At 51.8% G+C, this 12538-nt stretch carries 13 protein-coding genes; all 13 read left to right on the top strand.

Annotation, left to right across the window (positions count from 1 at the left end):
- The first annotated feature begins 444 nt into the window (after window positions 1-444).
- The 13 genes from atpI to L379_RS22720 all read left to right on the top strand — a co-directional run bounded on the left by atpI (window position 445) and on the right by L379_RS22720 (window position 12527).
- On the top strand, window positions 445-825 hold the full coding sequence (atpI, locus tag L379_RS22780) for a F0F1 ATP synthase subunit I (RefSeq protein ID WP_003862375.1): 381 nt from the start codon (window positions 445-447) through the stop codon (window positions 823-825).
- Window positions 826-833: 8 nt separating this feature from the next.
- Window positions 834-1649: a F0F1 ATP synthase subunit A gene (gene atpB / locus L379_RS22775; protein ID WP_003862373.1), complete on the top strand. Its 816-nt coding sequence runs from the start codon at window positions 834-836 to the stop codon at window positions 1647-1649.
- 49 nt (window positions 1650-1698) lie between these two features.
- Complete coding sequence (gene atpE, locus L379_RS22770; RefSeq protein ID WP_000429386.1) at window positions 1699-1938, top strand: F0F1 ATP synthase subunit C; 240 nt, start codon at window positions 1699-1701, stop codon at window positions 1936-1938.
- A gap of 48 nt (window positions 1939-1986) precedes the next feature.
- Window positions 1987-2457 (top strand): F0F1 ATP synthase subunit B, encoded by a 471-nt coding sequence (gene atpF / locus L379_RS22765; protein WP_003862370.1) that lies wholly within the window; start codon window positions 1987-1989, stop codon window positions 2455-2457.
- Window positions 2458-2471: 14 nt separating this feature from the next.
- Window positions 2472-3005, top strand: a complete 534-nt coding sequence (gene atpH, locus L379_RS22760) for a F0F1 ATP synthase subunit delta (protein WP_015570151.1) — start codon at window positions 2472-2474, stop codon at window positions 3003-3005.
- A gap of 12 nt (window positions 3006-3017) precedes the next feature.
- Complete coding sequence (gene atpA, locus L379_RS22755; RefSeq protein WP_003862367.1) at window positions 3018-4559, top strand: F0F1 ATP synthase subunit alpha; 1542 nt, start codon at window positions 3018-3020, stop codon at window positions 4557-4559.
- Window positions 4560-4610: 51 nt separating this feature from the next.
- Window positions 4611-5474: a F0F1 ATP synthase subunit gamma gene (atpG, locus tag L379_RS22750; protein WP_003862364.1), complete on the top strand. Its 864-nt coding sequence runs from the start codon at window positions 4611-4613 to the stop codon at window positions 5472-5474.
- A 31-nt stretch (window positions 5475-5505) separates the two neighbouring features.
- On the top strand, window positions 5506-6888 hold the full coding sequence (gene atpD, locus L379_RS22745) for a F0F1 ATP synthase subunit beta (RefSeq protein WP_015570150.1): 1383 nt from the start codon (window positions 5506-5508) through the stop codon (window positions 6886-6888).
- A gap of 20 nt (window positions 6889-6908) precedes the next feature.
- Window positions 6909-7328 (top strand): F0F1 ATP synthase subunit epsilon, encoded by a 420-nt coding sequence (locus tag L379_RS22740; RefSeq protein WP_006177560.1) that lies wholly within the window; start codon window positions 6909-6911, stop codon window positions 7326-7328.
- 138 nt (window positions 7329-7466) lie between these two features.
- Window positions 7467-8837, top strand: a complete 1371-nt coding sequence (gene glmU / locus L379_RS22735) for a bifunctional UDP-N-acetylglucosamine diphosphorylase/glucosamine-1-phosphate N-acetyltransferase GlmU (RefSeq protein WP_032652020.1) — start codon at window positions 7467-7469, stop codon at window positions 8835-8837.
- Between the two features lie 225 nt (window positions 8838-9062).
- On the top strand, window positions 9063-10892 hold the full coding sequence (glmS, locus tag L379_RS22730) for a glutamine--fructose-6-phosphate transaminase (isomerizing) (RefSeq protein ID WP_015570148.1): 1830 nt from the start codon (window positions 9063-9065) through the stop codon (window positions 10890-10892).
- Between the two features lie 331 nt (window positions 10893-11223).
- A complete protein-coding gene (locus L379_RS22725) occupies window positions 11224-11748 on the top strand; it encodes a fimbrial protein (RefSeq protein WP_015570147.1) in 525 nt (174 codons plus the stop codon).
- 95 nt (window positions 11749-11843) lie between these two features.
- The gene (locus L379_RS22720) at window positions 11844-12527 is read left to right on the top strand and encodes a fimbrial chaperone (RefSeq protein WP_032652021.1); all 684 of its coding nucleotides are present in this window, start codon (window positions 11844-11846) and stop codon (window positions 12525-12527) included.
- The last annotated feature ends 11 nt before the right edge of the window (window positions 12528-12538 follow it).

A 12538-nucleotide genomic window follows, 5' to 3' on the forward strand; every position in this document is an offset into this window, starting at 1 on the left:
GCTAAAAGTGGGTAAAGGCAACAAGAATGGAATGTTAAATATTTATTAAGAATGTCAATAAAAGGTTTTTGTTGTATACGGCTCTGTTTTAAAAATAGTTGCGATTTTTTTGCTTTAATTTCATACAGATGAAATAAATCGTTTTACGTCTTTGATAAATACCACTTTATCGCAAATGTGTATTTTGTGATCTCGTGCACGCTTTATCACCAACGTTTCCGCGCTGTTTGCAGTTTTGCCTGAAGGTCGGCACTTAGGTCAAAAGTTGAAAAATAGGACTGGGGAAAAATATTTAAACATTTATTCACCTTTTCGCTACTTAATGTTTGAAATCACGGGTACGCACCGTATAATTTGACCGCTTTTTGATGCTTGACTCTGAGCCTTAAAGGACGTTTTATACGACACGCGGCATACCTCGAAGGGAGCAGGAGTAAAAACGTGATGTCTGTGTCGCTCTTGAGTAGAAACGTTGCTCGTAAGCTTCTGTTCATTCAGTTTCTGGCTGTGATAGCAAGTGGACTGCTGTTTAGCCTCAAAGACCCCTTCTGGGGCATCTCCGCCGCGTGCGGAGGTTTGGCGGTGGTTCTGCCAAACGTGTTGTTTATGATTTTTGCCTGGCGTCATCAGGCGCATACACCCGCCAAAGGCCGCGTGGCCTGGTCCTTCGCTCTCGGCGAAGTGTGTAAGGTGTTGCTGACCTTTGCTCTACTGGTGATGGCGCTGGCGGTTTTGAAAGTGGTATTCATGCCGCTGATAGCAACGTGGGTTTTGGTGCTGGTGGTACAAGTTCTGGCTCCAGCTGTAATCAATAACAAAGGGTAAAAGGCATCATGGCTTCAGAAAATATGACGCCGCAGGATTACATAGGTCACCATCTGAATAACCTTCAGCTGGACCTGCGTACATTCTCGCTGGTGGATCCACATAACCCCCCGGCCACCTTCTGGACGATCAACATCGACTCCATGTTCTTCTCGGTGGTTTTGGGTCTTCTGTTCCTGGCCATGTTCCGCAGCGTTGCTAAAAAGGCGACCAGCGGTGTTCCAGGGAAATTCCAGACGTTCATCGAGATGATCATCGGCTTCGTCCATGGCAGCGTGAAAGACATGTACCATGGTAAGAGCAAGCTGATTGCTCCGCTGGCCCTGACCGTGTTCGTTTGGGTCTTCCTGATGAACCTGATGGACCTCCTGCCTATCGATTTCTTACCTTGGATCGGTGAGCACGTACTCGGCCTGCCTGCACTGCGCGTGGTTCCGTCTGCCGACGTGAACATCACCCTGTCGATGGCGCTGGGCGTATTTATCCTCATTCTGTTCTACAGCATCAAAATGAAAGGCGTAAGCGGCTTTGTGAAAGAGCTTACCTTGCAGCCGTTCAACCACTGGGCGTTTATTCCGGTCAACCTGATCCTGGAAGGCGTTAGCCTGCTGTCCAAACCTGTTTCACTGGGTCTGCGACTGTTCGGCAACATGTATGCGGGTGAGCTGATTTTCATTCTGATCGCGGGTCTTCTGCCGTGGTGGTCACAGTGGATTCTTAATGTGCCATGGGCCATTTTCCACATCCTGATCATTACGCTGCAAGCCTTTATCTTCATGGTTCTGACGATCGTCTATCTGTCGATGGCGTCTGAAGAGCACTGATTTTTTACCAACACTACTACGTTTTAATTGAAACAAACTGGAGACTGTCATGGAAAACCTGAATATGGATCTGCTGTACATGGCTGCCGCTGTGATGATGGGTCTGGCGGCTATCGGTGCTGCGATCGGTATCGGCATCCTCGGGGGCAAATTCCTGGAAGGCGCAGCGCGTCAACCTGATCTGATTCCTCTGCTGCGTACTCAGTTCTTTATCGTTATGGGTCTGGTGGATGCAATCCCAATGATCGCTGTAGGTCTGGGTCTGTACGTGATGTTTGCTGTCGCGTAGTAGTTGTTTTAAAACCCCAAGCCACAGAAATTTAAGAGGTATTGTGCTGTGAACATGAACGCAACAATCCTCGGCCAGGCCATCGCGTTTATTCTCTTTGTCTGGTTCTGCATGAAGTATGTATGGCCGCCTTTAATGGCTGCCATCGAAAAACGTCAGAAAGAAATTGCTGACGGTCTGGCTTCGGCAGAACGCGCTAAGAAAGATTTGGACCTTGCACAGGCCAACGCGACAGACCAGCTGAAAAAAGCGAAAGCTGAAGCTCAGGTAATCATTGAACAGGCTAACAAACGCCGTTCTCAGATCCTGGACGAAGCCAAAGCTGAAGCAGAACAGGAACGTACTAAGATCGTGACACAGGCTCAGGCTGAAATTGAAGCTGAGCGTAAACGTGCTCGTGAAGAACTGCGTAAGCAGGTTGCGATTCTGGCTGTTGCTGGCGCCGAGAAGATCATCGAACGTTCCGTGGATGAAGCTGCTAACAGCGACATCGTGGACAAACTTGTCGCTGAACTGTAAGGAGGGAGGGGCTGATGTCTGAATTTGTTACGGTAGCTCGCCCCTACGCCAAAGCAGCTTTTGACTTTGCTGTCGAACACCAAAATGTCGATCGCTGGCAGAATATGCTGGCGTTTGCCGCTGAGGTGACGAAAAACGAACAAATGGCCGAGTTGCTTTCTGGTGCGTTAGCGCCTGAAACCCTCGCCGCGTCGTTTATCGCCGTGTGCGGAGAGCAACTGGATGCCAACGGCCAGAACCTGATTAAGGTGATGGCGGAAAATGGTCGTCTCCGTGTGCTCCCGGATGTTCTCGAGCAGTTTGAGCACTTACGTGCCCTTAGTGAAGCTACCGCTGAAGTTGAAGTAACTTCTGCGACTGAACTGAGTAACGAACAGCTTGCGAAAATCACCGCCGCGATGGAAAAACGTCTGTCACGCAAAGTTAAGCTGAATTGCAAAATCGATAAGTCTGTAATGGCAGGCGTAATCATCCGCTCGGGTGATATGGTCATTGATGGCAGCGTACGCGGCCGTCTTGAGCGCCTTGCAGACGTCTTGCAGTCTTAAGGGGACTGGAGCATGCAACTGAATTCCACCGAAATCAGCGAACTGATCAAGCAGCGCATTGCTCAGTTCAATGTTGTGAGTGAAGCTCACAACGAAGGTACTATTGTTTCTGTAAGTGACGGTGTTATCCGCATCCACGGCCTGGCCGATTGTATGCAGGGTGAGATGATTTCCCTGCCGGGTAACCGTTACGCTATCGCACTGAACCTGGAGCGCGACTCCGTAGGTGCCGTTGTGATGGGTCCATACGCTGACCTTGCCGAAGGCATGAAGGTTAAGTGTACTGGCCGTATTCTGGAAGTACCGGTTGGCCGTGGCCTGCTGGGTCGCGTTGTTAACACCCTGGGTGCGCCAATCGACGGTAAAGGTCCGGTTGAGCATGATGGCTTCTCCCCAATCGAAGTTATCGCACCAGGCGTTATCGACCGTCAGTCCGTTGATCAGCCAGTGCAGACGGGTTATAAGTCCGTTGACGCCATGATCCCAATCGGTCGTGGTCAGCGTGAACTGATCATCGGTGACCGTCAGACCGGTAAAACCGCGATGGCAATCGACGCCATCATCAACCAGCGTGATTCCGGCATCAAATGTGTATACGTGGCTATCGGCCAGAAAGCGTCCACCATTTCCAACGTGGTTCGTAAACTGGAAGAGCACGGCGCACTGTCTAACACCATCGTTGTGGTAGCAACCGCGTCTGAATCTGCTGCACTGCAATACCTGGCGCCATACGCCGGTTGCGCAATGGGCGAATACTTCCGTGACCGCGGTGAAGATGCGCTGATCGTATACGATGACCTGTCTAAACAGGCCGTTGCTTATCGTCAGGTTTCCCTGCTGCTCCGTCGTCCACCAGGACGTGAAGCATTCCCGGGCGACGTATTTTACCTCCACTCTCGTCTGCTGGAGCGTGCTTCCCGCGTTAACGCGGAATACGTCGAGAACTTCACCAAAGGTGAAGTGAAGGGTAAAACAGGTTCTCTGACCGCTCTGCCGATCATTGAAACCCAGGCGGGTGACGTTTCTGCGTTCGTTCCGACCAACGTAATCTCCATTACCGATGGTCAGATCTTCCTGGAAACCAACCTGTTTAACTCCGGTATTCGTCCGGCGGTTAACCCGGGTATCTCCGTATCCCGTGTGGGTGGTGCTGCTCAGACCAAGATCATCAAGAAACTGTCCGGTGGTATCCGTACCGCGCTGGCACAGTATCGTGAACTGGCTGCGTTCTCTCAGTTCGCATCCGATCTGGACGAAGCAACCCGTAAACAGCTGAGCCACGGTCAGAAAGTGACCGAGCTGCTGAAGCAGAAACAGTACGCGCCAATGTCTGTTGCTCAGCAGGGCCTGGTACTGTTCGCGGCTGAACGCGGTTACCTCGAAGATGTGGAACTGGCGAAAATCGGTAGCTTCGAAGCCGCTCTGCTGGCTTACGTCGACCGTGATCACGCTCCGCTGATGCAAGAGATCAACCAGACCGGTGGCTATAACGACGAAATCGAAGGCAAGCTGAAAGCTATCCTCGATTCCTTCAAAGCAACCCAATCCTGGTAATCGTCCGGCGGCTTGTCTCAGGACAAGCCGTCTGGCATTGAGGAGAAGCTCATGGCCGGCGCAAAAGAGATACGTAGTAAGATCGCAAGCGTCCAGAACACGCAAAAGATCACTAAAGCGATGGAGATGGTCGCCGCTTCCAAAATGCGTAAATCGCAGGATCGCATGGCGGCCAGCCGTCCTTATGCAGAGACCATGCGCAAAGTGATTGGTCACCTTGCGAACGGTAATCTGGAATATAAGCACCCTTACCTGGAAGAACGCGACGTTAAGCGCGTGGGCTACCTGGTGGTGTCGACTGACCGTGGTCTGTGTGGCGGCTTGAACATTAACCTGTTCAAAAAACTGCTGGCGGATATGAAAGGCTGGTCCGATAAAGGCGTTCAGTGCGATCTGGCACTGATTGGCTCTAAAGGCGTCTCTTTCTTTAACTCCGTTGGCGGCAACATTGTCGCTCAGGTGACCGGTATGGGTGATAACCCGTCCCTGTCCGAACTGATCGGCCCGGTTAAAGTGATGTTGCAGGCCTACGATGAAGGCCGTCTGGACAGACTGTACGTTGTCAGCAACAAATTTATTAACACCATGTCTCAGGTGCCTACGCTCACTCAGATGCTGCCGTTACCGGCATCAGAAGATGACGAGCTGAAACAGAAAGCCTGGGATTACCTGTATGAACCCGATCCGAAACCGCTGCTGGATACCCTGCTGCGTCGTTACGTTGAATCTCAGGTTTATCAGGGCGTTGTAGAAAACCTGGCCAGCGAGCAGGCCGCACGAATGGTGGCGATGAAAGCCGCGACCGATAATGGCGGCAGCCTGATTAAAGAGCTGCAGTTGGTTTACAACAAAGCTCGTCAGGCCAGCATTACTCAGGAACTCACCGAGATCGTCTCGGGGGCCGCCGCGGTTTAACCAGGTTTACGAATTACGTAGAGGATTCAAGATGGCTACTGGAAAGATTGTCCAGGTAATCGGCGCCGTGGTGGACGTCGAGTTCCCTCAGGACGCCGTACCACGCGTGTACGACGCGCTTGAGGTACAGAATGGTAACGAGAGCCTGGTGCTGGAAGTTCAGCAGCAGCTCGGCGGCGGTATCGTGCGTACCATCGCCATGGGTTCTTCCGACGGTCTGCGTCGTGGTCTGGAAGTAAAAGACCTTGAGCACCCGATCGAAGTCCCGGTAGGTAAAGCAACACTGGGTCGTATCATGAACGTATTGGGTCAGCCAATCGACATGAAAGGCGACATCGGTGAAGAAGAGCGTTGGGCTATCCACCGCGCGGCGCCTTCCTACGAAGAGCTGTCCAGCTCTCAGGAACTGCTGGAAACCGGCATCAAAGTTATCGACCTGATGTGTCCGTTCGCGAAGGGCGGTAAAGTCGGTCTGTTCGGTGGTGCGGGTGTAGGTAAAACCGTAAACATGATGGAGCTGATCCGTAACATCGCGATCGAGCACTCCGGTTACTCCGTGTTTGCGGGCGTGGGTGAACGTACTCGTGAGGGTAACGACTTCTACCACGAAATGACCGACTCCAACGTTCTGGATAAAGTATCCCTGGTTTACGGCCAGATGAACGAGCCACCAGGAAACCGTCTGCGCGTTGCGCTGACCGGCCTGACGATGGCTGAGAAGTTCCGTGACGAAGGTCGTGACGTTCTGCTGTTCGTTGATAACATCTACCGTTACACCCTGGCCGGTACTGAAGTATCTGCACTGCTGGGTCGTATGCCTTCAGCGGTAGGTTATCAGCCTACGCTTGCGGAAGAGATGGGTGTTCTTCAGGAACGTATCACCTCTACCAAAACCGGTTCTATCACCTCCGTTCAGGCGGTATACGTACCTGCGGATGACTTGACTGACCCATCCCCAGCCACCACCTTTGCTCACTTAGATGCAACCGTGGTACTGAGCCGTCAGATCGCGTCTCTGGGTATCTACCCGGCCGTTGACCCGCTGGACTCCACCAGCCGTCAGCTGGATCCACTGGTTGTTGGCCAGGAGCACTACGACACCGCGCGTGGCGTACAGTCCCTGCTGCAACGTTATCAGGAACTGAAAGACATCATCGCCATCCTGGGTATGGATGAACTGTCTGAAGAAGACAAACTGGTGGTAGCACGTGCGCGTAAGATCCAGCGCTTCCTGTCCCAGCCGTTCTTCGTTGCGGAAGTATTCACCGGTGCTCCGGGTAAATACGTTTCCCTGAAAGACACCATCCGTGGCTTTAAAGGCATCATGGAAGGCGAATACGATCACCTGCCAGAGCAGGCGTTCTACATGGTTGGTTCCATCGAAGAAGCCGTGGAAAAAGCCAAAAAACTTTAACGCCTTAATCGGAGGGTGATATGGCAATGACTTACCACCTGGACGTCGTCAGCGCAGAGCAACAAATGTTCTCTGGTCTGGTCGAGAAAATCCAGGTAACGGGTAGTGAAGGTGAACTGGGTATTTTCCCGGGTCACGCACCGCTGCTCACCGCCATTAAGCCTGGTATGATCCGCATCGTTAAACAGTTCGGTCATGAAGAGTTTATCTATCTGTCCGGCGGCATTCTTGAAGTGCAGCCAGGCAGTGTGACCGTTCTGGCCGATACCGCTATTCGTGGCCAGGATCTCGACGAAGCGCGAGCCCTGGAATCGAAGCGTAAGGCTGAAGAGCACATTAGCAGCTCTCATGGTGACGTGGATTACGCTCAGGCGTCTGCGGAGCTGGCCAAAGCGATCGCGAAACTGCGCGTTATCGAGTTGACCAAAAAAGCGATGTAACACCGGCTTGAAAAGCACAAAAGCCAGTCTGGATCCCAGGCTGGCTTTTTTTTTCGGCCTTAATTCATGATGAAAAAGATGTAGAATTTTAAGCATCAAACGTTTTTACTTCTCACACAAACTACCGTCAGGATGCGTATGTTAAACAGTGCGATGAGCGTGGTGATCCTTGCCGCAGGCAAAGGTACCCGCATGTATTCCGATCTGCCTAAGGTGCTCCACACGCTGGCAGGAAAGCCAATGGTTCAGCATGTTATTGATGCAGCGAATGAATTAGGCGCCAGCCAGGTGCATCTGGTTTATGGACATGGCGGCGATCTGCTGAAAAAAACGCTGCATGACGACAATCTCAACTGGGTGCTACAGGCAGAACAGTTGGGTACAGGCCATGCGATGCAGCAGGCTGCACCCTTCTTCGCTGATGATGAAGATATCCTGATGCTCTACGGCGACGTCCCGCTGATCTCCGTTGAAACCCTCACTCGCCTGCGTGAAGCCAAACCGCAGGGCGGCATCGGTTTGTTGACCGTCGTGCTGGACGATCCAACCGGCTATGGCCGCATTACGCGTGAAAACGGCAAGGTAACCGGGATTGTTGAGCATAAAGATGCCACTGACGAACAGCGCCAGATTCAGGAGATCAACACCGGCATCCTGATTGCGAACGGTGCGGATATGAAGCGCTGGCTGTCCAGACTCAACAATAACAACGCGCAGGGTGAATACTACATCACCGACATCATTGCGATGGCTTACCAGGAAGGGCGTGAGATTGCCGCCGTTCACCCGGCTCGCATCAGCGAAACGGACGGGGTAAACAACCGTCTCCAGCTTTCTCGCCTGGAGCGTATTTATCAGTCCGAGCAGGCAGAAAAGCTGTTGCTCGCGGGCGTTATGCTGCGCGATCCGGCGCGTTTCGATCTGCGTGGCACGCTGACCCACGGGCGCGACGTTGAAATAGATACTAACGTTATCCTGGAAGGTAACGTCACGCTGGGCAACCGCGTCAAAATCGGCACTGGCTGCGTGATTAAAAACAGCGTGATCGGTGACGACTGCGAAATCAGCCCGTACAGCGTGGTGGAAGATGCCCATCTTGAGGCGGCATGTACCATCGGCCCGTTTGCGCGTCTGCGCCCGGGCGCTGAGCTGCTGGAAGGCGCTCACGTAGGTAACTTTGTGGAAATGAAAAAAGCGCGTCTGGGTAAGGGCTCGAAAGCCGGTCATCTGACCTATCTGGGCGATGCGGAAATTGGCGACAACGTAAACATCGGTGCTGGAACCATCACCTGTAACTATGACGGTGCCAATAAGTTTAAAACCATCATCGGTGATGATGTGTTTGTAGGCTCCGATACCCAGCTGGTGGCGCCCGTCACCGTGGGCAAAGGCGTGACCATTGCCGCCGGGACAACCGTTACGCGCGATGTGGCCGAGAACGAGCTGGTGTTAAGCCGTGTGCCGCAGGTCAGCAAGCAGGGCTGGAAACGCCCGGTGAAGAAGAAGTAACAACAAGGCGGGTGGCGCTATGCTTACCCGCCCTACGATTGAGTAGGCCTGATAAGGCGTAGCCGACATCAGGCAAACCCGGGAGAGGAGATAAATATATATCTCCCCCCACAAGCAGTACCCATAAAAATAACCCCACTCTCTACAAGGCTCGGGGCGCCCGGAAAGGGCAAATACAGGTCAGCGACAACGCATGGCATAACGCCATAATCAGGAAATCTAACTATGTGTGGAATTGTTGGCGCAGTTGCGCAGCGTGATATTGCTGAAATCCTTCTCGAAGGTTTACGTCGTCTGGAATACCGTGGTTACGACTCAGCCGGTCTGGCTGTGGTCGATGCAGAAGGTCATATGACCCGTCTGCGTCGTCTCGGTAAAGTGCAGATGCTGGCCCAGGCTGCGGAAGAACATCCGCTGCACGGTGGCACCGGTATTGCACATACCCGCTGGGCGACCCACGGTGAGCCATCTGAAGGCAACGCACACCCGCATGTGTCTGAACACATCGTGGTGGTGCATAACGGCATTATCGAAAACCACGAACCGCTGCGTGAAGAACTGAAAGCGCGCGGCTATACCTTCGTCTCTGAAACCGACACCGAAGTGATTGCTCACCTGGTGCACTGGGAGCTGGCAAAGGGCGGTACACTGCGTGATGCGGTGCTGCGCGCTATCCCTCAGCTGCGTGGTGCTTACGGTACGGTGATCATGGATTCCCGCGACCCGTCCACGCTGCTGGCCGCGCGTTCCGGTAGTCCGATGGTGATTGGTCTGGGCATGGGTGAAAACTTTATCGCTTCCGACCAGCTGGCGCTGTTGCCGGTTACCCGTCGCTTTATCTTCCTGGAAGAGGGAGACATTGCCGAGGTGACACGTCGCAGCGTGACCGTATTCGACACGAAAGGCGAGCAGGTTAAGCGTCAGGAGATCGAATCAAACCTGCAATACGACGCGGGCGACAAAGGTGCTTACCGTCACTACATGCAGAAAGAGATCTACGAACAGCCAAACGCCATTAAAAACACCCTGACCGGGCGCATCAGCCACGGCGAAGTGGATCTGAGCGAGCTGGGCGCCAATGCCAACGAACTGCTGGGCAAAGTCGAGCACATTCAGATCGTGGCCTGCGGTACCTCTTATAACTCCGGTATGGTCTCGCGCTACTGGTTTGAATCCCTGGCGGGCGTGCCGTGTGATGTGGAAATCGCGTCTGAGTTCCGCTACCGCAAATCTGCGGTGCGTCGTAACAGCCTGATGATCACCCTTTCTCAGTCTGGCGAAACGGCTGATACCCTGGCGGCGCTGCGTCTGTCTAAAGAGTTGGGTTACCTGGGCTCGCTGGCCATCTGTAACGTGCCGGGCTCTTCGCTGGTACGTGAATCCGATCTGGCGCTGATGACCAAAGCCGGTACTGAAATTGGCGTGGCTTCCACCAAGGCGTTTACCACTCAGTTAACCGTTCTGCTGATGCTGGTGGCGAAACTGGCGCGTCTGAAAGGTCTGGATGCCTCCGTTGAACACGACATTGTGCATGGCCTTCAGGCGCTGCCGAGCCGTATCGAGCAGATGCTGTCTCAGGACAAACGCATTGAGGCGCTGGCGGAAGATTTCTCTGACAAACATCACTCCCTGTTCCTGGGGCGTGGCGATCAGTATCCGATTGCGCTGGAAGGCGCACTGAAGCTGAAAGAGATCTCTTACATTCACGCTGAAGCTTACGCGGCAGGTGAACTGAAACATGGCCCGCTGGCGCTGATCGACGCGGATATGCCGGTTATCGTGGTGGCACCGAACAACGAACTGCTGGAAAAACTGAAATCTAACATCGAAGAAGTGCGCGCCCGTGGTGGTGTTCTGTACGTCTTTGCGGATAAAGATGCCGGTTTCGCCAGCAGCGACAACATGCACATCATCGAGATGCCGCATGTGGAAGAGGTGATTGCGCCGATCTTCTATACCGTTCCGCTGCAACTGCTGGCTTATCACGTCGCGCTGATCAAAGGCACCGACGTTGACCAGCCGCGAAATCTGGCGAAGTCTGTTACCGTAGAATAATATTATATATCACTTAGGAATAACCCCGTTAATTTATGATTACGGGGTTATTTTTATATCAAAACATAAATATTTTCTGAAAAATAAACTTTTCCACTTCTTATTAAATAAAAACTAATTACAGTGTGTCGACTTTTCAGTGTGATATAAAATTATATTAAGTAATAAAACGCTTATGTTTATTCTCTTATTCCATCAGTAATAATTAATACAATATTATTTCTCCTTGTTATTTTCATTTTTCAGTTTACTATTTCCTGGCCGGGATGGTTCGGCAATATTTGTTTTAATAATGAAACATGATTATTCATAACTTCAGGATAATGTCATAATGAATGGAAAACTTTTTAAAAGCGCATTAGTTTGCTCATCTTTGCTTTTAGGTTGGCAGGCGCACGCGGGGAACGGCAATGGTACTGTACACTTTACAGGCGAAATTATTGACAGCACCTGTGAGGTTACTGCGCCAACACAAACTCAAACCGTTGACCTTGGTAAAGTCAATAAATCCGCCTTTTCTGGTGCAGGCTCGACGGCTTCCGTACAGGCTTTCCAGATCGATCTTGAAAATTGCCCTGATACATATAAAAAAGCCACCGCTCGCTTTGATGGTACAGAAGATGGAGACGGTTACCTTAAACTGAACGCTGGTGGAGCTACAGGGGTTGCCGTTGCCATCTACAACCGTGCTGACAACACCTTGCTGAAGCTCTACAACCAGTCAGTCAGTGCAGATATCGACGCTGATGGCAAGGCGACACTGCCGTTCATGGCTCGCTATATTGCTACCTCCGCAACCGTAACGCCTGGTGTGGCAAATGCGGATTCTGAATTTACTATCACTTACAGTAATTAACCTCTAGCTTTCCGAAATATAATCAGGCCTGGCAAGGCAGGTTTCTTTACGTCTAATGGACAGCGAAACCTCGCAGGCCTGTCACAGGATATGATATGCGCAGGCGTTTTATCGACATTTTTATTATTCTCTTTTTAGTCGTGTGTGCCTCTCCCTCCTGGGGTGGGATTATTATCGGTGGTACGCGGGTTATTTTCCCCAGCAATAAAACAGATACCACTATTTCTGTAATTAATAATGATACTTCCTTACCCTATCTGATTCAGGCATGGATTGATCCTTTTTTAGCCACAGAGAAAACGAAACCACCGTTTACCGTTATTCCTCCTGTTTCAAGGCTGGAGCCAAAACAGGAGCGCGTATTGCGCATTATTAAAACAAAAGGCGATTTACCCACCGAGCGGGAATCTGTCTTTTGGCTGAATGTTAAGAATATCCCTCCAACGCCGGACAAACAGAACAGCAAGCTGGAAATCGCGATTAAAACGCGCATTAAGTTATTCTGGCGCCCTGCCAGCATTACTGAAAAGCCTGAAACCGCCAGCCTAAAAGTCCTCTGGCGCAAACAAGGCAATACCCTGGTGGTTAATAATCCTACGGCTATCCATATCAACGTTATTGATGTTGCTGTAGACGGCAAACCGCTGGATTTGGCGATGATTAAGCCCTTTGAGACGCTCAACATTCCCTTACCCGCTGGCGTCGCGAGTAAGACACTCACCTGGCATAGCATCAATGATTATGGCGCGATAAGCGACGTCATCAAATACCCCCTTTGACTCAGGCGAGA

The organism is Enterobacter sp. MGH 33 (assembly GCF_000534535.1).
Lineage (GTDB): Bacteria > Pseudomonadota > Gammaproteobacteria > Enterobacterales > Enterobacteriaceae > Enterobacter > Enterobacter hormaechei_C.

Coding starts and splice junctions, on each gene's coding strand:
- atpI (WP_003862375.1), top strand. CDS start 445: ATGTCTGTGTCGCTCTTGAGTAGAAACGTTGCTCGTAAGCTTCTGTTC.
- atpB (WP_003862373.1), top strand. CDS start 834: ATGGCTTCAGAAAATATGACGCCGCAGGATTACATAGGTCACCATCTG.
- atpE (WP_000429386.1), top strand. CDS start 1,699: ATGGAAAACCTGAATATGGATCTGCTGTACATGGCTGCCGCTGTGATG.
- atpH (WP_015570151.1), top strand. CDS start 2,472: ATGTCTGAATTTGTTACGGTAGCTCGCCCCTACGCCAAAGCAGCTTTT.
- atpA (WP_003862367.1), top strand. CDS start 3,018: ATGCAACTGAATTCCACCGAAATCAGCGAACTGATCAAGCAGCGCATT.
- atpG (WP_003862364.1), top strand. CDS start 4,611: ATGGCCGGCGCAAAAGAGATACGTAGTAAGATCGCAAGCGTCCAGAAC.
- atpD (WP_015570150.1), top strand. CDS start 5,506: ATGGCTACTGGAAAGATTGTCCAGGTAATCGGCGCCGTGGTGGACGTC.
- L379_RS22740 (WP_006177560.1), top strand. CDS start 6,909: ATGGCAATGACTTACCACCTGGACGTCGTCAGCGCAGAGCAACAAATG.
- glmU (WP_032652020.1), top strand. CDS start 7,467: ATGTTAAACAGTGCGATGAGCGTGGTGATCCTTGCCGCAGGCAAAGGT.
- glmS (WP_015570148.1), top strand. CDS start 9,063: ATGTGTGGAATTGTTGGCGCAGTTGCGCAGCGTGATATTGCTGAAATC.
- L379_RS22725 (WP_015570147.1), top strand. CDS start 11,224: ATGAATGGAAAACTTTTTAAAAGCGCATTAGTTTGCTCATCTTTGCTT.
- L379_RS22720 (WP_032652021.1), top strand. CDS start 11,844: ATGCGCAGGCGTTTTATCGACATTTTTATTATTCTCTTTTTAGTCGTG.